23 protein-coding genes are annotated in these 25548 nt (G+C 71.7%); 5 read left to right on the top strand and 18 right to left on the bottom strand.

Annotated features, from left to right (window positions below; all coding sequences use genetic code 11):
• Window positions 1–1228 (bottom strand): AAA family ATPase (locus tag CCR87_RS15800; RefSeq protein WP_201158504.1); only part of this gene is annotated, 1228 nt, incomplete at its 3' end.
• A gap of 241 nt (window positions 1229–1469) precedes the next feature.
• Between CCR87_RS15800 and CCR87_RS15805 the strand changes: the two genes are divergently transcribed.
• Window positions 1470–1910, top strand: a complete 441-nt coding sequence (locus CCR87_RS15805; RefSeq protein WP_201158505.1) for a hypothetical protein — start codon at window positions 1470–1472, stop codon at window positions 1908–1910.
• Window positions 1911–1947: 37 nt separating this feature from the next.
• On the opposite strand, the gene CCR87_RS15810 is transcribed toward CCR87_RS15805, so the two are convergent.
• Both CCR87_RS15810 and CCR87_RS15815 read right to left on the bottom strand, forming a co-directional pair.
• Window positions 1948–2772 carry a TVP38/TMEM64 family protein gene (locus CCR87_RS15810; RefSeq protein WP_201158506.1) on the bottom strand — a complete coding sequence of 275 codons (825 nt, stop codon included), beginning with the start codon at window positions 2770–2772 and terminating at the stop codon, window positions 1948–1950.
• A gap of 102 nt (window positions 2773–2874) precedes the next feature.
• A complete protein-coding gene (locus CCR87_RS15815) occupies window positions 2875–4851 on the bottom strand; it encodes a methylmalonyl-CoA mutase family protein (protein WP_420850183.1) in 1977 nt (658 codons plus the stop codon).
• A gap of 174 nt (window positions 4852–5025) precedes the next feature.
• Between CCR87_RS15815 and CCR87_RS15820 the strand changes: the two genes are divergently transcribed.
• Complete coding sequence (locus tag CCR87_RS15820; RefSeq protein ID WP_201158507.1) at window positions 5026–5262, top strand: Lrp/AsnC ligand binding domain-containing protein; 237 nt, start codon at window positions 5026–5028, stop codon at window positions 5260–5262.
• Entirely contained in the window at window positions 5262–5999 is a 738-nt protein-coding gene (locus CCR87_RS15825) for an SDR family oxidoreductase (RefSeq protein ID WP_201158508.1), read from the top strand. Before CCR87_RS15820 ends, CCR87_RS15825 begins: the two co-directional genes overlap by 1 nt.
• 41 nt (window positions 6000–6040) lie before the next feature.
• Here the strand turns inward: CCR87_RS15825 and CCR87_RS15830 are convergent, their stop codons facing one another.
• The 4 genes from CCR87_RS15830 to alr all read right to left on the bottom strand — a co-directional run bounded on the left by CCR87_RS15830 (window position 6041) and on the right by alr (window position 10239).
• The gene (locus tag CCR87_RS15830) at window positions 6041–7531 is read right to left on the bottom strand and encodes a replicative DNA helicase (protein WP_201158509.1); all 1491 of its coding nucleotides are present in this window, start codon (window positions 7529–7531) and stop codon (window positions 6041–6043) included.
• Between the two features lie 152 nt (window positions 7532–7683).
• Window positions 7684–8436, bottom strand: a complete 753-nt coding sequence (locus CCR87_RS15835) for an ABC transporter ATP-binding protein (RefSeq protein ID WP_338048951.1) — start codon at window positions 8434–8436, stop codon at window positions 7684–7686.
• Entirely contained in the window at window positions 8429–9205 is a 777-nt protein-coding gene (locus CCR87_RS15840; protein WP_201158510.1) for an MlaE family lipid ABC transporter permease subunit, read from the bottom strand. The genes CCR87_RS15835 and CCR87_RS15840 overlap by 8 nt, the downstream gene beginning before the upstream one ends.
• Window positions 9202–10239, bottom strand: coding sequence for an alanine racemase (alr, locus tag CCR87_RS15845; RefSeq protein WP_201158511.1), 1038 nt, complete (start codon window positions 10237–10239; stop codon window positions 9202–9204). Before alr ends, CCR87_RS15840 begins: the two co-directional genes overlap by 4 nt.
• Here alr and radA point away from each other — a divergent pair.
• Together radA and CCR87_RS15855 are read left to right on the top strand one after the other, a co-directional pair.
• Window positions 10238–11569 (top strand): DNA repair protein RadA, encoded by a 1332-nt coding sequence (radA, locus tag CCR87_RS15850; RefSeq protein WP_242512064.1) that lies wholly within the window; start codon window positions 10238–10240, stop codon window positions 11567–11569. The two genes, alr and radA, sit on opposite strands and share 2 nt — an antisense overlap.
• 30 nt (window positions 11570–11599) lie before the next feature.
• On the top strand, window positions 11600–12157 hold the full coding sequence (locus tag CCR87_RS15855; protein ID WP_201158513.1) for a CvpA family protein: 558 nt from the start codon (window positions 11600–11602) through the stop codon (window positions 12155–12157).
• 18 nt (window positions 12158–12175) lie between these two features.
• Here the strand turns inward: CCR87_RS15855 and CCR87_RS15860 are convergent, their stop codons facing one another.
• The 11 genes from CCR87_RS15860 to CCR87_RS15910 all read right to left on the bottom strand — a co-directional run bounded on the left by CCR87_RS15860 (window position 12176) and on the right by CCR87_RS15910 (window position 25459).
• Complete coding sequence (locus tag CCR87_RS15860; protein ID WP_201158514.1) at window positions 12176–13387, bottom strand: beta-ketoacyl-[acyl-carrier-protein] synthase family protein; 1212 nt, start codon at window positions 13385–13387, stop codon at window positions 12176–12178.
• Window positions 13384–13665 carry an acyl carrier protein gene (locus tag CCR87_RS15865; RefSeq protein WP_201158515.1) on the bottom strand — a complete coding sequence of 94 codons (282 nt, stop codon included), beginning with the start codon at window positions 13663–13665 and terminating at the stop codon, window positions 13384–13386. Before CCR87_RS15865 ends, CCR87_RS15860 begins: the two co-directional genes overlap by 4 nt.
• Window positions 13666–13703: 38 nt before the next feature.
• Window positions 13704–14807, bottom strand: coding sequence for a UDP-3-O-(3-hydroxymyristoyl)glucosamine N-acyltransferase (locus CCR87_RS15870; protein WP_201158516.1), 1104 nt, complete (start codon window positions 14805–14807; stop codon window positions 13704–13706).
• A 75-nt stretch (window positions 14808–14882) separates the two neighbouring features.
• Window positions 14883–15785, bottom strand: a complete 903-nt coding sequence (gene rpoH / locus CCR87_RS15875; protein ID WP_201158517.1) for an RNA polymerase sigma factor RpoH — start codon at window positions 15783–15785, stop codon at window positions 14883–14885.
• 143 nt (window positions 15786–15928) lie between these two features.
• Window positions 15929–16927, bottom strand: a complete 999-nt coding sequence (locus CCR87_RS15880) for an RluA family pseudouridine synthase (protein WP_201158518.1) — start codon at window positions 16925–16927, stop codon at window positions 15929–15931.
• A 40-nt stretch (window positions 16928–16967) separates the two neighbouring features.
• Complete coding sequence (locus CCR87_RS15885; RefSeq protein WP_201158519.1) at window positions 16968–17438, bottom strand: DUF427 domain-containing protein; 471 nt, start codon at window positions 17436–17438, stop codon at window positions 16968–16970.
• Between the two features lie 132 nt (window positions 17439–17570).
• A complete protein-coding gene (locus CCR87_RS15890) occupies window positions 17571–18188 on the bottom strand; it encodes a response regulator transcription factor (RefSeq protein ID WP_201158520.1) in 618 nt (205 codons plus the stop codon).
• Window positions 18189–18207: 19 nt separating this feature from the next.
• Window positions 18208–22044 (bottom strand): PAS domain S-box protein, encoded by a 3837-nt coding sequence (locus CCR87_RS15895; protein WP_201158521.1) that lies wholly within the window; start codon window positions 22042–22044, stop codon window positions 18208–18210.
• 21 nt (window positions 22045–22065) lie between these two features.
• Window positions 22066–23262 carry an FIST signal transduction protein gene (locus CCR87_RS15900; protein WP_201158522.1) on the bottom strand — a complete coding sequence of 399 codons (1197 nt, stop codon included), beginning with the start codon at window positions 23260–23262 and terminating at the stop codon, window positions 22066–22068.
• 126 nt (window positions 23263–23388) lie between these two features.
• Entirely contained in the window at window positions 23389–24933 is a 1545-nt protein-coding gene (locus CCR87_RS15905; protein WP_242512065.1) for a TRAP transporter large permease, read from the bottom strand.
• Window positions 24923–25459, bottom strand: a complete 537-nt coding sequence (locus tag CCR87_RS15910) for a TRAP transporter small permease subunit (protein WP_201158523.1) — start codon at window positions 25457–25459, stop codon at window positions 24923–24925. Before CCR87_RS15910 ends, CCR87_RS15905 begins: the two co-directional genes overlap by 11 nt.
• Window positions 25460–25548 lie beyond the last annotated feature (89 nt).

The following is a 25548-nucleotide window of genomic DNA, read 5'->3' on the forward strand; positions in this document are numbered from 1 at the left end:
CGCTGGCCTGTGCGAGGGCCGCGCGCGCGGTGTCGCCCTGCGCCGCCAGACGTGCGACGGCCTGCGCGCGGGCGTCCAGCGCGGCCTCGCGCGTGGGCAGGGCGGCGCCGGCAGCATGGGCCGCCTCGGCCGCCGCCTCCAGGCGGTCGTCGATGCCGTCGTCGGCGGCCTGAAGCGCGGCCATTTCCGCCTCCAGCCCGGCCAGGGCGCCGGCCGCGTCGCGATCCAGCGCGGCCTCGCGCTGGGCATCGCTGTCGATCTGGGTGGCGCGGGCCTCCAGGGTGGCGATGTCGTCCTCGGCCCGGGCGAGGTCCGCGGCCAGGGTGTCGCGCGCCACCGTGGCACGATGCAGCACCGCGCCTGCGATGGCGTCCTCGTCGCGGGCGGGGGGCAGGGCCTGTTCGGCGGCTTCGCGGGCGCGGGTTGCGGCGCGGGCCTCGAGCTCCAGCGCGGCGGCTGTGCGGGTGGCGGCGCGCGCGGCGTCGCGGGCCGCGTCATGGGCGGCGGCGGCGATCTGGTGACGGCGCACCAGCAGCACGCCTTCGGCCTGGCGCAGCGCGGCGCCGATCTCGCGGTAGCGGGCCGCCTGCCGGGCCTGGCGTTGCAGCTGCGCAAGCTGGGTGGCCAACCCCTCCAGCAGGTCCGCCACGCGGGCAAGGTTGGTTTCGGTGGCGGTCAGGCGCAGTTCCGCCTCGTGGCGGCGGCTGTACAGCCCGGCGATCCCGGCGGCCTCCTCCAGGATGCGGCGGCGGGCGCGGGGGCGGGCGTTGATCAACTCGGCGATCTGGCCCTGGCGCACCAGCGCGGGCGATTGCGCCCCGGTGGAGGCGTCGGCGAACAGCATCTGCACGTCGCGTGCCCGCGTCTCGCGGCCGTTGACCCGATAGGCCGAGCCCGCGTCGCGGGTGATCCGGCGCGACACCTCCAGCGTGTCGGCGGTGTTGAGGGCGGCGGGCGCGGTGCGGTCGGTGTTGTCGAGGCTGAGGGCCACCTCGGCGAAATGTCGCGCCGGGCGCGAGGCGGCGCCGGCAAAGATCACGTCCTCCATCCCCGCGCCGCGCATCGCGGTGGGCCGGTTTTCGCCCATCACCCAGCGCAGCGCCTCCAGCAGGTTGGACTTGCCGCAGCCGTTGGGACCGACCACGCCGGTCAGCCCGTCGTCGATCACCATCTCGGTGGGATCGACGAAGCTCTTGAATCCGTTGAGGCGCAGGCGGGTGAAGCGCACGGGGCACCCTTGATGACCGACCCGGCGGACTGTGCCCCCCCGCACCCGGCTGCGTCAAGGGGCGGGCGCGGGATGTCGCGGTGCCGCGGTGGCGGACCACCACATCTGGCATGGGCTGCGGGCCGGCGCGTGGGAAACGATTGTTTCGATTGCGCGATTTAAATCCCCCGCAGCCCGAAGGCCGCGCTTGCACCCACACCCCACGACATTATGTTGCACCGAGTCGAATGGAGGGACAGACATGTCGGGGATCAAGGAGCGTCGCGACGGCAAGGCCAAGGCGGCCCCGGCCAGCACGGCACAGGACAGCAAGGCCCACGATACCAAGGCCCAGGAAAGCAAGGCGCACGCCGCCAAGGCCGAGGACAGCAAGGCCCAGGCCGCGGAACCGCCGCGCGCCGCCCAGGCCGCCCCGGCACCTGCGGCCCCCGCACAGGCCACCGCGCCGGCCCCCGCACAGGCAACTGCACCGGCCGCCGCCGCGCCGCAGGACAACGTGCGCACCCGCGAGCTGAAGTCGATGGAGCAGATGGGCGCCGGTATCCTGTGGGCCATGTTCGCCGTCGACGAGGCCGCCAAGGAGGACAACCGCGTCCCCAAGGTGGTGCACGCGGCCAAGCTGTTCCTGATCGCGGTCATCTTCGTCGCGCCGGTTCTGCTGATGTGGCAGCACGCGTTCTGATCGACCGGTCCGGTGCGCGGCTCCGGCGGTGCCGGGGTCAGCGGCGCAGCAGCCGGGCGGCCAGAGCGATCACCAGAAACGCCATCGGCACCCCGATGACCAGGGTCGCCATGATGGTCATGTCGACCTGGCCGCCGGTGGCCGCAACCTCGCCCAGGCCCTGGCCTGCGAGGGCCACCGCCGCGGTGCCCGGGATCAGCCCCACAAAGGTGGTGGCGACATAGCGTCCCAGCCGCACCCCCATCACCGCCGGCAGCGCGTTCGCCAGAACGAACGGCACCACCGGGGCGACGCGCAGCAACAGCAGGGCCTTGATCTCGTTGCGGCGCAGTTCCTCGGCCAGCCAGCCGCCGCGTCCGGCCTCCAGCCGGGACCACAGCCCCGTGCCGAACCCCGCCCGCGCCAGCAGGAACAGCCCGATGGCGCCCACCGTGGCGGCGCCCACGACCAGCAGCGTCCCCCACAGCACACCGAACAGCACGCCCCCCGCCAGCGTGAACACCGCGATCCCCGGCAGTGACACCAGCGCCGCGACGGCGGTGATCGCAAAGAACCCCACCATCGCCAGCGAGCCCTGCGCGTCGCGCCAGACCAGCAGATCGGCATGGCGCGCCACCAGCGCCTCTGTCGACAGGTCGCCCTGCAACGCCACCCAGACCCCCGCCGCCACCAGCGCGGCGAACACCCCCAGCGCCAGTGCGCGCCCGCCCCGCCATCCGCCAAGCACGATCGGCGCGGCCGGGTGGCTGGCCTGGCCCAGCGGCGGTGCCCCGCCGCCTGTCGCTGCGGCGACACGGGACGCCGCTGCCTCCGGCATGGCCGGGGGCGGCGGCGCCTGAATATGCGGGTTCGGAAGCTCCATCCTTCAATATCAAGCGCGCGTGCGGGCATCGGCAAGGGGGGGCACCGATTCCGCCCGTCGCTGGGCGGAGCCCCGCCGGTGCCCCCACCGGTGCCGGCGAAGCTACTCCGCGGCGGCGGGCTGGGCGTCCACCAGCCCCACGATGTCCATCATGATGCGGTTGATCTCGAAATCCTTGGGCGTGTAGACCGCCGCCACCCCCATCGCCCGCAGGCGGTCGGCGTCGTCCTCGGGGATGATGCCGCCGACGATCACCGGGACATGGCCCAGCCCTTCGGCACGCATCCGGCGGGTCAGTTCCTCCATCAGCGGCATGTGGCTGCCGGACAGGATCGACAGGCCCACGACATGGGCGTCCTGCTCGCGCACGGCGGCGACGATTTCCGCCGGGGTCAGGCGGATCCCCTCGTAGTGGATGTCCATGCCGCAGTCGCGCGCCCGCGCCGCGATCTGTTCGGCGCCGTTGGAGTGGCCATCGAGGCCCGGCTTGCCCACCACGAACTTCAGCCGTCGGCCCAGCCGCGCGGACACCGCGTCCACGGCCTCGCGAATCGGCTCCAGCCCCTCGGTCCGGTTCGACGGCGCCGAGGACACGCCCGTCGGCGCGCGGTATTCGCCAAAGGCCGCGCGCACCACATCGCCCCATTCGCCGGTGGTCGCGCCCGCCTTTGCCGCGGCGATGGAGGGGGGCATGATGTTGGCCCCCGACCGGGCGGCCGCGCGCAGATCCTCCAGCGCGGCCTGCACCGCGGCGGCGTCGCGCGCGGCGCGCCACGCCTCCAGCCGGCCGATCTGGTCGGCCTCCACCGCCGGGTCGACGACCATGATCGCGCCCTCGCCGGTGGTCAGGGGCGAGGGTTCGGTGGTGGTGTAGCGGTTCACCCCGACAACCACGGTCTCGCCGCCCTCGATCCGGGCGATGCGGGCGCCGTTGGCATCCACCAGGCGGCCCTTCATGTACTCGATCGCGTCCACCGCGCCGCCCATGCCGTCGATCAGCGCGAGTTCGGCGCGCGCGCCCTCCTTCAGCTCGGCCACCTTGGCCGCCACCGCCGGGTTGCCGTCGAACAGATCGGCGTACTCCAGCAGGTCGGTCTCGTAGGCCATCACCTGCTGCATGCGCAGCGACCATTGCTGGTCCCACGGGCGCGGCAGGCCCAGCGCCTCGTTCCAGGCCGGCAACTGCACGGCGCGGGCGCGGGCGTTCTTCGACAGCGTCACCGCCAGCATCTCGATCAGGATGCGATAGACGTTGTTTTCGGGCTGCTGTTCGGTCAGCCCGAGGCTGTTGACCTGCACGCCATAGCGGAAGCGGCGGTATTTCTCCTCCTCCACGCCGTAGCGTTCGCGGCAGATCTCGTCCCACAGCTCGGTGAAGGCGCGCATCTTGCACATCTCGGTCACGAAGCGGATGCCGGCGTTGACGAAGAAGCTGATGCGCCCGACCATCTGCGGGAAATCCGCCGCGTCCACCTTGCCGCGCAGGTCGTCGAGCACCGCCGTCGCGGTCGCCAGCGCAAACGCCAGCTCCTGCTCGGGCGTCGCGCCGGCCTCCTGGAGGTGGTAGGAGCAGATGTTCATCGGGTTCCACCGGGGCATCTCGGAGCGGGTCCATGCGGCGACATCGGTGATCATCCGCAGCGACGGGCGCGGCGGGCAGACATAGGTGCCGCGGCTGAGGTATTCCTTGATGATGTCGTTCTGCACCGTGCCCTGAAGGCGGGACACATCCGCGCCCTGCTCCTCGGCCACCGCGACATAGAGCGCGAGCAGCCACGGAGCGGTGGCGTTGATCGTCATGGAGGTGTTCATCTGCTCCAGCGGGATCGCGTCGAACAGCGTGCGCATGTCGCCCAGATGGGCCACCGGCACGCCCACCTTGCCGACCTCGCCGCGCGCCAGTTCGTGGTCGCTGTCATAGCCCGTCTGCGTCGGCAGATCGAAGGCCACCGACAGGCCGGTCTGACCCTTGGACAGGTTGTTGCGGTACAGCGCGTTCGATGCCTGCGCCGTGGAATGCCCGGCATAGGTGCGAAACAGCCAGGGCGCGTCGCGGGCGGGCAGGGATGTGTCGGTCATCGGGCGGTCCTCCGGGCACGGCGCGAAATAATCTTTCTCTTGATGCGGGAATACAGGACAGATCCTGTCCCTGTCAATTCGCTGCGATGCGGCATCCTTCCGGGCCGACGCGGGGCATGGCGCCCGGTCTCCGGCCCGGCTAGGCTGGTGCCGATCACAGACGGGAGGGTGGCGATGCGGTGCGTTTTTGTCCAGTTCCGGTGCAGCCCGGGCAAGACCTATGGCGTGGCCGAGGCGATCTATGACCGCGAGGTGGTGAGCGAGCTTTACTCCACCTCGGGCGATTTCGACCTGATGGCCAAGATCTACATCCCCGAGGGCGAGGACATCGGCCGCTACCTGACGGACCGGCTGTTCGACATCCCCGGCATCGACCGGACGCTGACCACCATCACCTTCCGGGCGTTCTGATGGCGGGCACGCTGTTCGTCACCGGCGCCAGCTCCGGCATCGGCCGGGCGGTGGCCGAGCGCGCGCTGGCCGATGGCTGGAACGTGGCCCTGATGGCGCGGCGGGCCGAGGCGCTGGACGCGGTCGCCGAGGGGCATGCGTCTGCGCTGGTGCTGCCGGGCGATGTCACCGATGCGGTGGCGGTGGAGACCGCCTTTGCCGCCGCCATGGCCCGCTTCGGCCGCATCGACGTTCTGTTCAACAACGCCGGCGTCTTTCCCCCCGCCGCCCTGATCGACGAGATCACGCCCGAGGACTGGCGCACCGCCGTCGACGTGAACCTGACGGGGATGTTCCTCGCGGCCCGCGCGGCGTTCGGCACGATGCGGCGGCAGGACCCGCCGGGCGGGCGGATCATCAACAACGGCTCCATCGCCGCGCACGCGCCCCGGCCCGGATCCGTCGCCTATACCACCACCAAGCACGCCATCACCGGGCTGACGCGGGCGCTGGAGCTGGACGGGCGGGCCTTTGGCATCACCTGCGGGCAGATCGACATCGGCAACGCGCGCACCCCGCTGTCGTCGGGGTTCGACGTGGGCATGGTCCAGCCCGACGGCAGCCGCCGCCCCGAGCCGCTGATGGAGCTGGGCCCGGTGGTCGATGCGGTGCTGCTGATGGCGGCGATGCCGACCGGGGCGACGGTGCCGTTCCTGACGATCACCGCCGCGGGCATGCCGTGGCTGGCGCGGGGCTGAGGTCCGGGGGGCTGAGGTCCGGCGTGGGCGCCGGGGGCTGATCAGTCGAAGCCGCCCGACTGCCACTCTTTCGCCAGGTTGCCGAATCGGGTGAATCGCCCCTCGAAGCTCAGCTCCACCGTGCCGATGGGGCCGTGGCGCTGCTTGCCGATCACGACCTCGGCCTTGCCGTGGACGCGCTCCATGGCGGCCTGCCACTTGGCCATCTCCTCCAGCTTGTCGTCGCCGGGCTTCTCGCGCTCGCGGTAGTATTCCTCGCGGAAGACGAACATCACCACGTCCGCGTCCTGCTCGATCGAGCCCGATTCGCGCAGGTCCGACAGCTGCGGGCGCTTGTCCTCGCGGTTCTCCACCTGGCGCGAAAGCTGCGACAGGGCCACCACGGGGATATCCAGCTCCTTGGCGATGGCCTTGAGGCCCTGGGTGATCTCGGAGACCTCGTTGACGCGGTTGTCGCTGCGCCCGCCGCCGCGCAGAAGCTGCAGGTAGTCCACGAACAGCACATCCAGCCCATGCGTGCGCTTGAGCCTGCGCGCCCGCGCCGCCAACTGCGCGATCGGCAGGGCGGGGGTGTCGTCGATGTAAAGCGGACACGCCTCGAGCGAGCGGGCGGCATCGACGAAGCGGCGGAACTCGGTTTCCGTCATGTCGCCGCGGCGGATCTGTTCCGAGGGCACCTCGGCGGCCTCGGACAGGATGCGCGCGGCCAGCTGTTCGGCCGACATCTCCAAGCTGAAGAAGCCCACGACGCCGCCGTTCAGCGTGCCCTCGGTCCCGTCCGCGCGCTGGCCGCGGGCATAGGTTTTCGCGATGTTGAAGGCGATGTTGGTCGCGAGCGACGTCTTGCCCATCGACGGGCGCCCGGCCAGGATCAGCAGGTCCGAGCGGTGCAGGCCCCCCAGCTTGCGGTCCAGGTCGGTCAGCCCGGTGGACAGCCCCGCCAGCCCCCCGTCGCGCTGATACGCGGCCGAGGCCACGACCACCGCATCCGTCACCGCCTTGAGGAACGACTGGAACCCCCGGCTGGCGGTGCCCTGTTCGCCCAGCGCATAGAGGCGCTGCTCGGCCTCCACGATCTGTTCGCGCGGTTCGCTGTCGATATCGACCTGGGCCGCGCGGGCCGAGATGTCGCGGCCCAGCGCGATCAGGTCCCGCCGGATCGCCAGATCATGCAGCATCTGCGCATAGTCACGCGCGGCATGCGCCGAGATCGCCGCCCCCGCGATGCGCGCCAGATAGGCCGGGCCCCCCAGCGCCTGAAGGCCCGGGTCATCCTCCAGATACGCCTTCAGCGTCACCGGGGACGCCAGCGCGTTCTTCTGGATGCGCGCGGCGGCGATCTCGTAGATGCGCTGGTGCAGGGGTTCGAAGAAGTGCTCGGCCTTGATGATCGAGCTGATGCGGTCGAAGACCTCGTTGGTGGTCAGGATCGCGCCCAGAAGCTGTTGTTCGGCCTCGATGTTATGCGGAAGCCCGCCGTCCTCGGTGTCTGGCGACGCGCCGCCGCCACGGATCGTTGCGATCTCGTTCACTGCCCTGCCCCTTGGTCGTGTCGGACGGGTATGGCGGATCGGGGTGCCGCGATCAATCTGGATAAACCTGTGGACAGCCTGTGGATCGGGCCGCGTGCCGCCGTCTGCGCCCCAGATCCTGTGGCTCGGGCGCGGACGTGTCAATATCTGGGTCAGGGCTGGGTGAACGGCCCCTCGGGACGGCCGTGGATGAATTGTTGCACCATCGGATCCTCGGCATCGTCGAGCCCGGCCGCCCGGCCGGTCCAGCGGATGGTGCCGGCGTGCAGCATGGCCACGCGGTCGGCGATGGCGCGCACGCTGGCCATGTCGTGGGTGATGGTCAGCGCGGTGGCGCCGGTCTCGGCCACGATGTCGCGAATCAGGCCGTTGATGACGCCGGCCATGATCGGGTCGAGGCCGGTGGTCGGCTCGTCGAAGAAGATCACCGCCGGGTCGGTGGCGATGGCGCGCGCCAGCCCCACGCGCTTGGCCATGCCGCCCGACAGCTGCGCGGGAAACAGGTCCGCGACCTCCGGGGCCAGCCCGACGCGGGCCAGCTTCTCGATCGCGCGGGCGCGGGCCTGGGCCGGGGGGCGGCGGTCGCGCAAAAGGCGAAACGCCACGTTCTGCCAGACGCTCAGGCTGTCGAACAGCGCGGCGCCCTGGAACAGCATCCCGAAGCGCTCCAGGAACGCGGGCCGCGGACGCCCGCCGGTGGGCTGTCCGTCCAGCCAGACCTCGCCCGCGTCGGGGATCTCCAGCCCGAGGATGCACTTCAGCAGCACCGACTTGCCCGAGCCGGAGCCGCCGATCACCACGAGGCTCTCGCCCCGCGCGACCTCCAGGTCGAGGCCCCGCAGCACCCGGGTGGCGCCGAACGCCTTGTGCAGGGCGTGCGTGCGGATCGCGGGCGCCTCAGCCACGGAAGAACAGCTCCGTCAGCGCATAATTGGCGGCCAGGATCAGCACGGCGGCGGTGACCACGGCGGCCTTGGTCGCCCGGCCCACCCCCTGTGCGCCCTGGCCCGAGCGCATGCCGAAGAAGCAGCCCGTCACCGCGACGATGAAGCCGAAGGCCGCGCCCTTCACCAGCCCCGAGGCGATGTCCCAGACCTCCAGGAACTCCACCGTGTTCACGAGGTAGGTCTGCGCGTCGAACCCCAGCCGGCCGATGCCCACCAGCCAGCCGCCCATGATGCCCAGCGAATCGCCCACCGCCACCAGCACCGGCACCGCCAGCGTCGCCGCCAGCACCCGCGGCACCGCGAGGTACTTCAGCGGGTCGGTGGACAGCGTCACCAGCGCGTCGATCTGCTGGGTGACCTTCATGGTGCCGATCTCGGCGGCGATGGAGGAGGCGACGCGCGCGGCGACCATCAGCCCGGCCATCACCGGGCCAAGCTCGCGGGTGATGCCGATGGCGACGATGGACGGCACGACGGATTCGGCGTTGAAGCGCGCCCCGCCCGCGTGGATCTGAAGCGCCAGCGCGGCCCCGGTGAACAGCGCCGTCAGCCCGACGACGGGCAGCGACTGCCAGCCGATGGCGCCCAGCTGGCGCAGCACCTCGACGCCGTGGAACGGCCCGCGCAGGCCCGCCGCGACCACCCGCGCCGCAAAGCGCGCCAGCGCCCCGATACCCGCCAGCGCCTCGCGGGTGGCGCGTCCGGTGGCGACAAGAGGTCCGGTCACGCGCCCCCCACATGGACGCGGGCATAGCGCGCGCCGAGGCCGGTGAGCATCTCGTAGCCGATGGTGCCGGCGGCCTCCGCCAGATCGTCCACGCCCTGGTGCGGGCCGAGCAGATCGAGCGTGGCCGGGGTGTCGGGCAGGTCGGTGATGTCCACCGTGATCAGGTCCATCGACACCCGCCCCACCACCGGGCAGGGCGTGTCGCCGTGCCAGAGCCGGATGCGGTTCGACAGCACCCGGTGGATGCCGTCCGCGTAGCCGGCCGAGACGGTCGCCAGCCGCGTGGGCCGCGCCGCGGTCCAGCTGTTGCCGTAGCCCACCGTCTCGCCCACCGCGAGCGGGCGGGTCTGGATCACCGGCAGCGCCAGGTGCAGCGCCGCCCGCCCGGCGGTGAACGGGGCCGCGCCATGCAGGCCGATCCCCGGGCGCGTCAGGTCGAAATGATAGTCGCGCCCCAAAAGGATCCCGCCGGTGGCCGACAGCGACCGGCGCAGGCCCAGCCCGTCCGTCATGCGCCGGAACTCGGCCAGCTGGGCCGCGTTCATGGGGTGGTCGGGCGCGTCCGCGCAGGCGAGGTGCGACATCACCAGCGCGGGGCCGCGCCCCAGCAGGGTGGGCGCCAGGCGGGCCCAGTCGGCGGCCTCCATCCCGAGCCGGTTCATGCCGGTATCGAGCTGCACGCCGAAGGAAAGGTCCGGGGTCTGGCTCAGGTGCCGCGTGACCTGTTCGGGGGCGTTGAGCATCGCGATCAGGTCGGCGTCGCGCAGGAGCGGGGCGTCGCCGGCCATGTGGCCGGAATAGACCGCGATCTCGGGGCCGGGGCCGAGGATGGCGCGCAGGGCGGCGCCTTCCTCGGCCAGCGCGACGAAGAAGCTGCGGGCGCCGGCCGCGGCGAGGGTGCGCGCGACCGGGCCCAGGCCGGTGCCATAGGCGTCGGCCTTGAGCGTGGCGGCCGTCTGCGGGCCAAGGGCGTCCAGCGCGCGCCAGTTCGCGGCGATGGCGGACAGATCGACGGTGAGGGTTGTGCGGGCCATGGCGCCCGGTTTCCGCGCCCGCCCCATTTGGGGCGGGCGCTGCGACGCCTGCGGGGCGTGGAACACGCTGGTGGAGGAGGCGCCGCTGGGCACCGGGCCCAAGGGCGGTGTCACGCGGGGCCGCAGCGTTGCGCTCAGCACTCTGGCCGAGGAGGAGGCGCCGCCCCCGCGCAGCGTCTCGGGGATGGCAGAATTCGACCGGGTGCTGGGCGGTGGGCTGGTGGCGGCCTCGGCGGTGCTGGTGGGGGGCGATCCGGGGATCGGCAAGTCCACGCTGTTGTTGCAGGCGGCCGCTGCCTTTGCCCGCGCGGGTCTGTCCACGCTCTATGTCTCGGGCGAGGAGGCGGCGGCGCAGGTGCGGCTGCGCGCCCGCCGGCTGGGGCTGGCGGATGCCCCGGTGCGGCTGGCGGCGGAAACCAACCTGCGCGACATCCTGACCACGCTGGACGCGGAGCGCCCGGGGCTGGTGGTGATCGATTCGATCCAGACCATGTGGCTGGATACCGTCGAGAGCGCGCCCGGCTCGGTCGCGCAGGTGCGCGCGGCCGCACACGATCTTGTGCAGTTCGCCAAGCGGCGCGGCACCGCGGTGCTGCTGGTGGGCCATGTCACCAAGGACGGCCAGATCGCCGGTCCCCGCGTGGTCGAGCACATGGTGGACACCGTGCTCTATTTCGAGGGCGAGCGCGGGCACGCCTTCCGCATCCTGCGCAGCGTCAAGAACCGCTTCGGCCCGGCCGACGAGATCGGCGTGTTCGAGATGACCGGCGGTGGCCTGGCCGAGGTCGCCAATCCGTCGGCGCTGTTCCTGTCCGAGCGCGACCGCCCCGCGCCGGGATCGGTGGTGTTTTCCGGCATCGAGGGCACGCGCCCGGTGCTGACGGAGATCCAGGCGCTGGTGGCGCCGTCGAGCCTAGGCACGCCGCGGCGGGCGGTGGTGGGGCTGGACGGGGCGCGGCTGTCGACGATCCTTGCGGTGCTGGAGGCGCGCTGCGGGATCGCATTCGGGGGGCTGGATGTGTTCCTGAATGTCGCGGGGGGGATGCGGGTGGCGGAACCGGCCGCCGATCTGGCGGTGGCGGCCGCGCTTCTGTCGGCGCGCGAGGACATCGCGGTGCCTGCCGACACGGTCGTGTTCGGTGAGATTTCGCTGTCCGGCGCGCTGCGTCCGGTGGGTCAGACGGAAAACCGGTTGAAAGAGGCCGCGAAACTTGGTTTCACACGCGCGATTGCGCCGGCCCGCAGCAAGCTGGGCGCCGGCGAAGGGATGACGGTGCGCGAACTGCCCGACATCGCGGCCTTTGTCGCGGATGTGTTCGGCGCGGACTGACGGCGCAAATCGATCGCAAGGATCATCGGCATGGACGGATTTACCCTCATCGACGGCATCGTGGCGGCGGTGATCCTTGTGTCAGCGGTGCTGGCATGGTCGCGCGGCGTGGTGCGCGAGGTCATGGCCATCGCGGGCTGGGTGGTGGCCGCGATCGCGGCCTTCGTTCTGGCGCCCGCGCTGGAGCCTTGGATGCGCGAGATCCCCGTGGTGGGCGATTTCCTGGCCGACAGCTGCGAGCTGAGCGTGATCGCGGCCTTTGCCACCGTCTTTGCCGTGGCGCTGGTGGTGGCGGCGCTGTTCACCCCGGTGCTGTCGTCGATGATCCGGCGCACGGCGCTGGGCGGGCTCGACATGGGGCTGGGGTTCCTGTTCGGGGCGGTGCGCGGCGTGCTGCTGGTCGCGGTGGCGCTGATCGCCTATGAGCGCGCGGTGGCGCCGGGCACGATGCCGATGATCGACAACAGCCGCTCGGCGGCGGTGCTGTCGGATGTGGCCGTGGCGATCGAGGGCGCAATCCCCGATGATGCGCCCAACTGGATCGTGCAGCGCTACGAGGAACTGGTCGCGGTCTGCATCGAGGCCTGAGCCACAGCGGACGCGGCGTCAGGCCCGGCGCAGCGCCAGCACGGCGTTCAGCCCGCCAAAGGCGAAGGCGTTGGACAGCACGACATCCACCTCGGCCTCGCGGGCCTCGTTGGGGACGACATCCAGCGCGCATTCGGGGTCGGCCTCGCGGTAGCCCACGGTGGGCGCGATCACCCCGTCGCGCAGCGCCATGATGCAGGCCAGAAGCTCCACCGCGCCGGTGCCGCCGATCAGATGCCCGTGCATCGACTTGGTGGACGAGATCATCAGCGCGTCGGCGTGCTGCCCGAACACCTCGGCCACGGCGGCGCTTTCGGTCTTGTCGTTGGCGGTGGTGCCGGTGCCGTGGGCGTTGATGTAGCCCACCGCGTCGCGCGGCAGGCCCGCGTCACGCAGGGCCCCTGCCATCGCCCGCGCCGCGCCCTGTTTCGACGGCATCACGATGTCGCCCGCGTCCGAGGTCATGGCGAATCCCACGACTTCCGCCAGGATCTCGGCGCCGCGGGCGCGGGCGTGCTCGTATTCCTCGAAGACGAAGACGGCGGCGCCCTCGCCCTGGACCATGCCGTTGCGGTCGGCCGAGAACGGGCGGCAGCCGTCGCGCGACATCACCCGCAGCCCCTCCCACGCCTTGATGCCGCCGAAGCACAGCATCGCCTCGGAGCCGCCGGTCAGCATCGCGTCGGCCGCGCCCGCGCGCACGATGTGGAACGCCAGCCCCATGGCGTGGTTCGACGAGGCGCAGGCGGTGGAGACCGAAAACGACGGCCCCATCATCCCGAAGGTCATGGAGATGTGGCTGGCCGCCGCGTTGTTCATCAGCTTCGGCACGACAAAGGGGTGGACCCGGTTCTTCCCCTCCTCGAACACGGTGCGGTAATTCTCGTCCCAGGTGGTCATGCCGCCCGCGGCGGTGCCCATCACCACGCCCGCGCGATAGGCCAGCCGGTCGTCGCGGAAGCTCAGCCCCGACTGCGCCACGGCCTCGCGGGCGGCGTGCAGGGCGAACTGGGTGAAGCGGTCGTAGAGGGCGATTTCCTGGCGGTTGAAATGCGCCTCCGGGTCCCAGCCGCGAACCTGGGCGCCGATGCGGATCGACAGGCGGTCGACGTCGCGGAACTCCAGCGGGCCGATGCCGCAGCGCCCCTCGCGGAAGGCCGCGAGCGTGCCGGGGACATCCTGGGCCAATGCGTTGATGGTGCCGGCGCCGGTGATGACGACGCGCCTCATGCTTGCGCGTCGCCGCCCTTCTGATCGGCCACCAGCCCTTCGACCGCCGCGATGATCGTGCCGACCGAGGAGACGTCGAATCCGCTGTCGGCGGGGTCGTTGGCGTTGAAGGGGACCGAGATGTCGAGCGCTTCCTCGATGCCGAAGATCGCCTCCACCAGCCCGAGGCTGTCGATGCCGAGGTCGGCCAGCGACATGTCGTCGGTCACCTGTGCGGGATCGAGCACGGCCTGCTCGGCGATGATGGCGATCACCCGGTCGCGCACCGTTTCTGACATGTGCCCTTCCCCTCGCGCTGTCCGCCGCGCCGCAGGTTCTAGTCGCTGTCGGCGGGGTTGGAAACCGGTTTCTGCCGTGCGGCGTCCGCGGCCTCCAGCCGACGCAGCAGGCGTGGCAGGCGGCGCAGTGCCTTGTAGGCCTCCAGATGCGCCTCCATCTTCATCGCCGGGGCGCCCATCAGCACCCGTCCGGCGGGGGCGTTGGAATAGATCTTGGTGGCGCCCGCCGCGATCACGTCATCGCCGATGAAGATGTTGTCGTTCACCCCCACCTGTCCGGCCAGCACGACCCGGTCGCCGACACGGGTCGATCCGGCGATGCCCACCTGGCTGCACAGCAGGCAGTCGCGCCCCACCTGGACGTTGTGGCCCAGCATCACCAGGTTGTCGATCCGCGTGCCCGCGCCGACGGTGGTGTCGCGGATGGTGCCGCGGTCGATGGTGCTGTTGGCGCCCACCTCCACATCGTCGCCCAGCGTGACCGAGCCCAAGGAGTGGATGCGTTCCCAGTGCTGCGGCGGGGTCACGCTGCGCTGCCCGAGGCTGCGGCGGATCTCCTCCACCCCCGAGGTTTCGGGCGTGACATAGGAAAACCCGTCCGAGCCGATCACCGCGCCGGGATGCAGGATCACCCGCGCGCCCAGCCGGACATGGTGGCACACCCGCGCCCCCTCGCGGATCAGGCAGTCGGGACCCAGTGTGGCGCCGTCGCCGATGCTGGCGTGGGCCTGGATGCGGCTGCCGGCGCCGATGCTGGCATGCGCGCCGATGACGACGAAGGGACCGACCGACACATCCTCGGCCAGCGTGGCCGAGGGGTCGATCACCGCCGACGGATGCACCCCCGGCGCCATCGGATGCCAGGGGTCCATCAGCCGGGTGATTCCTGCCAGCGCCATCCGTGGGCGCGGCGCCAGGATCGCCGCTTCCAGCCCCAGCGCGCGCCAGTCGGCACCGGGCCACAGCACGGCGGCCCGCGCGCGGCCCTGCGCCAGCCCGTCGGCGTAGTCGGGCTTCATCGCCAGGGCCAGCGCATCAGGCCCGGCGGTGGCGGGTTCGGACGCGCGGGTGATCGCCAGATCGCCGTCGCCCTCCCACGTCGTGCCCAGTGCCGCCGCGATCTCGGCCACCGTATGTGCCATGCCGTGCCTCCTGCCGCGCGCCTGTTGCCGGGGTCCTAGCGGGTTTCGTGGCAAAAGGGAAACCGCGCGGATGCCTCAGGCGGGGGCGGGGATGCTCAGGCCCTTGTCGCGCGCCAGCTCGCGCATCCGGGTCTGGAGCTTTTCGAACGCGCGCACCTCGATCTGGCGGATGCGCTCGCGGCTGACCTCGTAGCGGCCCGACAGCTCCTCCAGCGTCACCGGATCGTCCATCAGCCGCCGCTGGGTCAGGATGTCGCGCTCGCGCTCGTTCAGCACTTCCATCGCGGCGATCATCAGCGCGCGGCGGGTCTCCAGCTCGTCGCGTTCGGCGTATTTCTCGGCCTGGTCGGCGTCGGTGTCCTCCAGCCAGTCCTGCCACGAGGTGACGCTGTCGCCGTCCGATCCGACGGTGGCGTTCAGCGACGCATCCGCGCCGGCCATGCGGCGGTTCATGGCGATGACCTCGGCCTCGCTGACGTTCAGGTCATGGGCGATGCGGGCGACGTTCTCGGGGCGCAGGTCGCCGTCCTCCAGCGCGCCGATGCGGGACTTTGCCTTGCGCAGGTTGAAGAACAGCTTCTTCTGGGCCGAGGTGGTGCCCAGCTTCACCAGCGACCACGACCGCAGGATGTATTCCTGGATCGAGGCGCGGATCCACCACATCGCATAGGTCGCCAGCCGAAATCCCTTTTCGGGGTCGAACCGCTTGACCGCCTGCATCAGGCCCACATTCGCCTCGCTGATGACCTCGGCCTGCGGCAGGCCATAGCCGCGGTAGCCCATGGCGATCTTGGCCGCCAGCCGCAGGTGGGACGTGACCAGCTGGTGCGCGGCCTCGGTGTCCTGATGGTCGACCCAGCGCTTGGCCAGCATGTATTCCTGTTCCGGCTCCAGCATCGGAAAGCGCCGGATTTCCTGAAGGTAGCGGTTCATCCCCTGTTCGGGGGACGGGGCGGGGAGATTGGCGTAATCGGACATTACATATATACCTTCTGACAGACAGCGCCCGGTCAACGGGCGGCTCCGGGGCGGATGCGGGCGCGCGGCGACACCCCCTTTGCCCATACAATGCGCCCGGGGCCTGTTCGGAGCCAGACTATTTCATGGCCTTCACGCCGATTTCAGCCCCGCAACGCCGCGACCAGCTGAAAAAGGTCGTCGGGCGGTGGCGCCGCAAAGTCCATTGCCGCGCCGGTTTCAGGGTGGGTGAAGCCCAGCGAGGCCGCGTGCAGCGCCTGCCGGGTAAAGCCTGCGGCGGCCGCGGCACCGGGTGCGCGCGCGGGCAACCGGCGCCGCCCGCCATAGACCGGATCGCCCACAAGCGCGTGGCCCGCATGCGCCAGATGTACCCGGATCTGATGGGTCCGGCCGGTCTCCAGCCGGCATTCCACCAGGGCCGCGCCGTCGAACGTCTCCAGCACGCGTACCCGCGTGACCGCCGGACGGCCGCCCTCGATCACCGCCTGGCGCTGGCGGTCGGTGCGGTGGCGGCCCAGGGGGGCGCGGATCACCAGCACCTCGCCGCCCTCCCAGGTCACGCCCGCCACGCCCCGCAGCCGCGCCGAGGCCGGATCGGGCACCCCGTGGCACACCGCGAGGTAGTGCCGCCGCACCGTGCGCGCCTCGAACTGCGCGGCCAGGCCCTGGTGCGCGCGGTCGGTCTTGGCCGCCACCAGCAGGCCCGACGTGTCCTTGTCCAGCCGATGCACGATGCCCGGGCGCAGCGCGCCGCCGATTCCCGACAATGTGCCCGCGCAATGCGCCAGCAGCGCGTTGACCAGCGTGCCGTCGGGGCTGCCGGCGGCGGGGTGCACGACCATGCCCGCGGGCTTGTCCACCACGATCAGCGCCGCGTCCTCGTACACCACCCGCAGGGGGATGGCCTGCGCTTCGGTCTCCAGCGGCGCGGGGTCGGGCAGGGTGAGGGTCAGCACCTCGCCCGGGGTCACGCGCGCGGATGCCGTGCGCAGCGCGCTGTCGCCGCGTGCCACATGCCCCGCCGCGATCAGCCGCGCGATCTGCGAGCGCGACAACCCGGCCTCGTCCGGCACCGCCGCCGCCAGCGCCCGATCCAGGCGCGCGGGGGCATCGGGGCCAAGCGTGACGGTCAGCGTGCGCATGTCCGCGCCATAGCCGGGGCGCGCGGCGCTGGCCAGAGGGTCACCAGAACTCGGTCCCCGGGGCGCCCTTGACCGTGCCGCTCAGGTTGTCGGTGATCCAGCCGCCGTAGAAATCGCCTGGCTGCGGGCGCACGGGGGCATCGCCCACGCCGGCGGCCTCCAGCGCGCCGGGATAGAATGCAAGATACCCCGCAAGGGCCGCGAACCGCTGCGTGGGGGCGGGATAGCACCACGCCGCGCGGCGCGCGGTGACGCCGCCGGCGGTGACGTCGAAATACTGCGCGCGGCCCTTCCATTCGCAGACGCTGCCGCCGCCGGCCGGCGTCAGCCGGGCCTGCACGTCGGCGGGGGGAAAGTAGTAGGTGGGCGCGTGGTGGGTTTCGCACACACGCAGGCCCGCGTGGGTCTCGGCCACCACGGCGCCGCCCAGCCGGGCCCAGAGGCGGTGCGCGACCCCCTCCAGCGCCGGGGGGCGGGGATAGTCCTGCACGTTCTCGGGCGGTAAGGGCATGGCGCGACCTCCTTTGCCGCCAAGCATAGGCCGGGCGTGGCAGCGGGAAAGGCGGGTGGGGCCATTTTGCGGCGCCCCTCGGGTGGCGCCCTTCGGGTGGGCAGCGGTGAGAGAGCCGGTCCGCCGGGCGCCTCAGAACAGGCCGGCCTCCTTGGCGATCAGCGCGGCCTGTGTGCGGTTGGCGGCGTCAAGCTTGCGGTAAAGGGTCTTCATGTGCAGCTTGATCGTCGGCTCCGTGAGGTCCAGCCCGCGGGCGATCTCCTTGTTGGATTTGCCCTCGCACAGCCCCTCCAGCATCTGCAACTCGCGCGGGGTCAGGCGGGCGGCCAGCGGGTGGCGGGCGGCCGGCTCTTCGGCGGCGGTCATGAAGTCCACCGGCGCGTACTGTTCGCCCATGGCCATGAAGCGCACGGCGTTGACCAGCCGTTTCGCCGGCAGCGTCTTGGGCACGAAGCCCGCGGCCCCCAGCGCCAGGGCCTCTTCGGCGATGTCGCGCGGCGCGGTGCCCGAGATGATCGCCGCACGCTGCCCGCCGCCCATCGCCATGACGCGCCGCAACCCCTCCAGCCCGTTCATCCCGGGCATGCCATAGTCCAGCAGCACCAGGTCGAACGGCCCGTCCGATTCGATCCGGGCGATGGCCCCGGCCAGGTCGGCCGCGGTGACGGTCTCGATCCCGCCCTCCTGGGCGATGAAGCTGACGAGGGTATCGCGCAGCAGGTCATGGTCGTCCGCGATCAGCACACGCATTGCGATTGTCCCGTCCAATCTATCCGCGTGACCTTACCGCCCGGGCCACTGCCGCGACAAGGGTCGTTGGGGCCACGGGCTTGCCCAGGATGGCATCGAACAGCGCCGCGTCGTCGGTGACGGCCTCGGGCAGGGCGGTCACCATCACGATCGGCAGGCCCGGCGCCGCCCGCAGCGCCGCGCGCGACAGCTCCAGCCCGGTCATGCCGGGCATGTCCTGGTCGGTGACCAGTGCCGACCAGTGGCGGGGATCGTCCTCGATGGCCTGCAACGCGTCGGCGGGATCGGTCGCAGTGGCGACCTCGGCGCCGGCGGTCTCGAGGATGGCGCCCAGCACCTCGCAGACCTGGTCGGCGTCGTCGACCACCAGAAGGCGCATCCCGTCCAGCCGTTCGTTGCCGGTCATGGGCGGCGCGGTGCCCGCGGGCGGTTCGGTATCGGTCAGGGGCCAGAAGATTGTGACCGTGGTGCCCTTGCCCGGTTCGGTATCGAGCCACAGCGCCGCCCCGTTGGCGCGCACCACCCCCGACACGATCGCCAGCCCGAGGCCGGTGCCGCGCGCGCCCTTGGTGCTGAAGTACGGTTCGAACACGCGCGCGCGGGTGGCCGCGTCCATGCCGGGGCCGGTGTCGGCCACCCGCAGGCACACCGCCGGGCGGCCGGGGCGGAACCGGCCCAGGTCTGGCGGGCGGGTGACGGTGTCGGGATCGGCGGGTGCCAGCGACAGGGTGATCTGGTTGCGTTCGGGGCCCAGCGCGTCGCGGGCGTTGATCGCAAGGTTCAGCACCACCTGCAGCACATCCACCGGGTCGGCCCAGGCCCGCATCGGCGTGGGGGGGACCGACACCACCAGCTTGTGTCCCGACTCCAGCCCGCTGCGCAGCAGGTCTGCGGCCTCGTTGACCGGCTGGCGCATGTCGACGCGCCGCCGGTCCGATCCGTGCCGCCCCAGATCGCGCAGCCGCGCCACCAGTTCCGTCGCCCGCGCCGAGGCCTGGCCGATGCGCATCGCATCCACCGCGTCGGGGCCATCGCCGACCTGGCGCCCCTCGATCATCGCCGCCGAGCCGGAGATCACCGCGAGGATGTTGTTGAAGTCATGCGCCAGCCCGGCCGCGAGCTGGCCCACGATCTCGCGGCGCTGCGCCAGTTGCAGCTCCTCGCGCAGGCGGGCGCGCTCGGCCTCGCTGCGGTGGCGATCGGCGATGTCGCGGCTGATGCACACCAGCCCGCCGTCGTGTTTCAGCGTCAGCGAGATTTCCTGCTCGACCACGCTGCCGTCGCGGTGCCGGCCCTTCAGCTCTCCCTGCCAGCCGACGCCGGGCCGGGCGCCGGGGTGTTCCAGCACCGGAAACGCGCTGTGGCGCAGCGCCTCGGCGACGTCGGGATGATACAGCATGGACCAGTGCTTTCCGCGCACGTCCTCGTCCGGCGGGATGCCGAACATCAGCCGGTGCGAGGGGTTCATGTAGACGAAGCGCCCCTCGGGGTCGGTGATGGCGATGCCGTCGCGCGACGCCTCCATCGCCGCCGCGCGTTCCTCCAGCGCGCGCTTCTCGGCCTCCTTCAGCGCGGTGATGTCGACCCGCATGGCGACGCAGCCGCCGTCGGGGGTGGCCTTTTCCATCACGCGCACCCAGCGGCCGTCGGCCAGCGGCTGTTCAGTTTCGTGAAAGGCGCTGCGATGGGCCGCAATGCGGGCGGCCAGCCAGTCCTCCTCGCGGCCCTGGGCGTCGCGGTATTCGCCATCCGCCAGCCGCCGGCGCACCAGATCCTGAAACAGCACCCCCGGGCGCACCATGTCGGCCGAACGGGGATAGGCATAGCGATAGGTGTCGTTGCACATCACCAGCCGGCCGTCGGCGTCGTAGATGGCAAAGCCGTCCTGCAACGCCTCCATGGCGCTGACAAGGCGCGCGCGCGCCGACACCGCTTCGGCGGTGGTGGCGGCAAGCTGCGCCGCGTGGCGGCGGCGCTCGGTCACGTCGGTCTGCATCGCCATGAAGCCGGTGTGCCGCCCCTCGCCGTCGATCATCGGCTGGATGTCGAGGGCGATCCAGTAATCCTCGCCGTGGCGGTCGCGGTTGAGGATCTCGGTCTGGCTCGGAACGCGGGCGTGCAGCGCCGCGCGGATGCGGGCGATGGTGTCGGGGTCGGTCTCGGGGGGCTGGAGGAAATCGCCGGGCTTGCGGCCGCGGACTTCGGACAGGCACCAGCCGGTGCGCGCCTCGAAGGCGGCGTTGACCCAGTCGATCCGGCCGTCGGTGTCGGTGATGACCACCTGATTGGTGGTGCGCCGGGCGATCTCGCTCAGCCGCTCGATCTCGCGCAGCTGGGCGCGGGCCTGGGTGACGTCGCGCACCACCGCGATGTAGCCCCCTTCGGCATCGCCCCGCGCCGCCGCCGACAGCTCGAACCAGTGCCGCCCGTCGGAGCGTTCGGCGAAGAACTGCTGGCCGCCGGCGATGCCCTCGCGGTCGACCTCGGCCATGATCCGGCGGGCCTGGGCGGCGCTTTCGGGGGGGAACACCTCTTCGGGGATGCGGCCGATCAGCGCCGCCGCCTCGGCCTCGTAGGCGTAGTACCGCCCGACATGGTAATCGGTGAAGCGCCCCGTGGCGTCGAGTTCCAGCACCAGATCGGGCATCGCCTGCAAGGTGGCCTGCATGCGGTTGCGTTCGGCCTGCAACGCGGCGCCGGCCTCCTCGGCGGCGGTTTCGGCGGCGCGGCGCTCCAGCACGCCGTTGATGACGGTGGCGACCGAGCGCAGCAGAAAGATCTCGCCGGGCAGGAAGGTGCGGGTGGTGCGCACCGCGTCGAAACCGACAAAGCCGGTCAGCCGCCCGTCCTCGCGCATCGGCACGGCCAGCAGCGACAGGATGTTCTGCGCCTCCAGCACCGCACGGGTCGGATCATCGGCGGGCAGCCGCGTGACGTCGGGGATATAGACCTCCTCGTCGGCGTCGAAGCGGTCCTGCCACGGGCCGAGCAGGTCCAGCGGCATGCCCTGAAGCTCGGTGCGCATGGGGGCGATGCCGGGGGCGACCCATTCGTGGGTGTTGTCCATCCACTCGGGCAGTCGCACCCGGAACACATAGGTCCGGTCGGATTGCGCCAGCGCCCCGCAGCGCGCCAGCGCGCGGTCGATGGCGGCGTCCACCCCCGCACGCGGGGCGCGCAGCAGGTCGTTGGTGATCTCCACCACCACCGCCTGCGCGCGGGTCAGCCGGTCGAAGGCGCGGGTCACGGCCTCCAGCGGGGCATCGAACAGGCCCGCGGGGCGGATGTCGGTATCGCCCGCGATCAGCCCCGACAGCAAGGTGTTGCTGCGCGCCAGCCGGATGTTCGTCAGCGCCTGCCCGGCCACACGGCCGACATGCCGCAGCAGCCCGTGATCGGCGGCGCTGAAGGCCGCGACCCGCCGCGACAGGCACAGGATCGCCATGCGCGCCTCCTGCTCGACCTTCACATGCGCTGTCAGCAGCCCGTGATAATCGGCCAGCGCGGGTGGCGGCACCGCCCCCCAGTCGCGCCGGTGCAGGTCGGTCATCCGCCGCGGCCGGCCCAGCATCGCCGCGCCGCCGTCCCAGCCAAGGCCCGTCAGCGCGGGGTCGGTGGCGAGAATCACCTCCACGCCCCCTGTGGGACGTTCGCGCACCAGGGCCGCGGCATCGGCGGCCAGCGCGTCGCGGCATGTCTCCAGCAGCAAGGTGCTGGCGGTTTCGCAGTCGGGGACGGCGGTCATCCCCTCCAGGATCGTCAGCAGCGTCGCGCTCTCGTGCGAGGCGGCGCGCTCGCGGGCGCGCAGGCGCTCGAGCTCGATCAGGGTGGTGCGCAGCCGCTCGGCGTCATCCATCGCAGTGCACCGCACCCGATGTCAGCCGAACGTCGAGCAGGAAATCATCAGGTTGCCATGGCGGGTGCCCTGCCGCAGCGGGGCGCCCTGCTCGCCAAAGGTAAAGACGCCGAGGAACGGCGTCGGCCCGAGGGCGTGCGTCACGCCCCGGGCCACCTCGTCCATGCGGTCGCGCACTGCAAGCATACATCCGGCGCAGTATACGACCAGCGCGCCACGATGGCCAAGGCCCCCCGACGCGCGCTGCGGCAGCTCCAGGCGGCTTTCGCGCGCCACGCCGCCGGCGCGCGCCACCAGCTGGTCGGGCGCGCCGCGCATCAGCCAGATCTCCTCGCCCTCGGCGACGTCGGCGAAAAGCAGCAGGCTGCCGTCCGCCTGCGCCCGCGCGGGGTGGGCCAGCAGGTGAAACGGCACGCCGGCGACGTCGCCGATCTCGCGGCCCAGCGGATAGAACGTGCTTGCGGCCAGGATGTCGGCCGGACCCAGGGACGGGGCGTGCACCGCCCCGCCGGTCCAGCGGGCATAGACATCGACCGCCGGGGCGCCGTCGATCTCATGGAGGATGCGGCCCGCGGCGCGGGTGATGCGGCCGCGCTGCGTGCTGGGGGCATGGCCGCTCTGATAGGCGCTGCCGACCGGCCCGGAGGGGAACAGCACCGACACCACCACCGCCGCGGTGTGCGGCCCGGCGCGGTCGAACTGCGCCCAGCCCCCCGCGATGTCGTTGTCCGCCGACGATCCGCCGACGATCTGGGCGTGGCCGCCCAGCACGTCCTTGATGCCGTCCAGGACCGATTCCTCGTGGCCGGGCGCGACGGTCAGCCAGACCAGGTCGGGGGCCTCGCCGGGGCGGTCGGCGGCGTGCAGGGCCGCTTCGGTGGCGCGGCGGGCGGCGTCGCGGGGGGAGTCGCCCAGCGGCTGCATGGAGGTGCCATAGGCGCCGTCGGGGTCCCAGATCGCCAGCCCGCCCATGCCGCGGCCGTTCTCGATGGCCGGTCCGCGCTCGGTCATCACCCCCAGGCACGAGCTGCCGCCGTGCAGCGCGGCCCCGAAGGCCGCGGCCGCGGCGGTCTGGACCTGCCCGGCGGGCCAGGCGACGCTGAAGTGGAGCGCGGTGAAATCCGGCCTGCCGCGGGCGGCCAGGCCCATCTGCGCGGCCACCTCCTGCACGGCGGCGGTGGCGCAGGGCGCGCTGCTCATGCCGGTTGCGATCTGCATCTCAATCTCCACACCTCCGCAGTGTGGATATACGTCGCGGCTCTGCATCGGCATAGCGGGCTTTGGCATAGCCCGCCCTAGCCCTCCGGGTAGGGGGAATGGATGCAGGGTGCGGCGTGCGGCGGCTCAGAACACCGCGCGCGGCAACCATGTCGCCAGCCCCGGCAACAGCCAGATCACCGCGATCGCCACCGCCTGCAGCATGATGAACGGGATCACCCCGCGATAGATCATGCCGGTGGTGACCTCCGGCGGGGCCGCGCCGCGCAGATAGAACAGCGAGAACCCGAACGGCGGCGTCAGGAACGACGTCTGCAGGTTCACCGCGATCAGCACCGCCAGCCAGATCGGGTCGTGCCCCATCAGGATCAGCGGCGGGATCAGCAGCGGCAGCAGGATCACCGAGATCTCGACGAAGTCGAGAAAGAACCCCAGCACGAAGATGAACAGCATCGCGAACACCAGCGCCCCCGTGGCCCCGCCCGGAAGCGCCTCGAGGATCGCCATGACGCGCCGCTCGCCGCCCAGCCCCACGAACACCAGGCTGAAGAACGACGCCATCAGGATGGTGGCGAAGATCATCGCCGTGACCGTGACCGTCTGCGCCAGCGCCGGGACCATCAGCCGCTTGCGGGCCAGCGCCCACAGCGCGCTTGCGATGGCCGCGAACCCCGCCAGCGCCAGCGCACCATAGCCGAGCGCCAGCGCGATCTCGGCCGGGCCGGCGTCGGAGCGCTGCGGCCGCACCGGCGCCATCCCCGCGGCCAGCGCCAGCACCGCCAGCGCCCCGGCCCCGCCATAGATCACCCAGCGCGGCGCCCCCTGCCGCAGCCCCGCCAGCAGGATGGCGCCCACGGCGCCGACGCTCGCGGCCTCGTTCGGGGAGGCGACGCCGCCCAGGATCGCGCCCAGCACCGCCACGATCAGCAGGACCGGCGGCACGATCGCGCCGATGACGGCGCCCGTCGGCACCCGGTCGGGGCTGCGTGCCATCGCGGGCGCGTCGGTGGGCACCAGCCACGCCCGGCCCAGGATGTAGCCGATGTAGATCGCCACCAGCAAAAGCCCCGGCACCAGCGCCGCGGCAAAGGTCTGGCCCACGGAAATGGTCTCGACCGAGAACCGGCCCATGGTGAACTGCGCCTGCTGGAAGGACGACGACATCACCTCGGCCAGGATGATCAGCAAGGTGGAGGGCGGGATGATCTGGCCCAGCGTCCCGGCCGTCGCCACGCTGCCCGCCGCCAGCCGCGGGTTGTAGCCGTTGCGCAGCATCGCCGGCAGCGCGATCAGCCCCATCGCCACCACCGTCGCCCCCACGATCCCCGTGGAGGCCGCCAGCAGCGCGCCCACCAGCACCACCGAGACCCCGAGGCCGCCGCGCATGGCGCCGAACAGGCGGCCCATCGTCTCCAGCAGCTCCTCGGCGATGCGGGATTTCTCCAGCACCACACCCATCAGCACGAACAGCGGGATCGCCGTCAGCACCGGGTTCGTCAGGATGCCGAAGAACCGTTGCCCCAGCGCCCCCATCAGGGTGATGGAGAACGCGCCCGTGCCCCAGCCGATCAGCGCGAACGCCGTGGCCACCCCCGCGATGGTGAACGCCACCGGATAGCCCAGCAGGATGCAGCCGATCAGGGCCGCGAACATCCACAGATCAAGCGCCATGCCCGACCTCCGACACGGTGGCCCCTGCGAGCCGGGCCGCGTCCCGGATCAGCGCCGCCAGCGCCTGGACCAGCACGAGGACGCAAAACGCCGGAACCAGTGATTTCAACAGGAACGACGCCGGAATCCCCCCGGTGGAGATCGGCCCCTCCAGGATCGCCCAGGACCGCCGCACCATCGGCCAGGACCAGTACAGCAGCATCCCCAGCGCCGGGCCGAGGAACAGCAGGTGGCCGGCCACATCCACCCCCGCCTGTGCGCGCCGCGACAGCCGTGCGTGAAAGATGTCCACCCGCACATGCCCCTGCGCCCACAGCGTGTATCCCGCCCCCAGCATGAAGATCGACGCATGCAGGTACAAGACCCCCTCCTGCAGGAAGATCCATGACATTCCGAAGGCATAGCGCAGCACCACCAGCGCGAACTGCAACAGCACCATGCCCAGCACACAGGCCATGGTCACGGCCCCCATGGCCCGGCTGATGCGGTCGCAGGCCGCAGCCACGGTCAGGAGCGGTCGGAGCATGTCGGGTCCCTTTGGAGCGGGGCGCGCGCGGCGCCGATGGCCGGGGCCTGTTGCGGGGCGGTGCGCCGGTCCTCGGCGCGGGTCAGGGG

It is taken from the genome of Rhodobaculum claviforme (genome assembly GCF_016653255.1).
Taxonomy (GTDB): domain Bacteria; phylum Pseudomonadota; class Alphaproteobacteria; order Rhodobacterales; family Rhodobacteraceae; genus Rhodobaculum; species Rhodobaculum claviforme.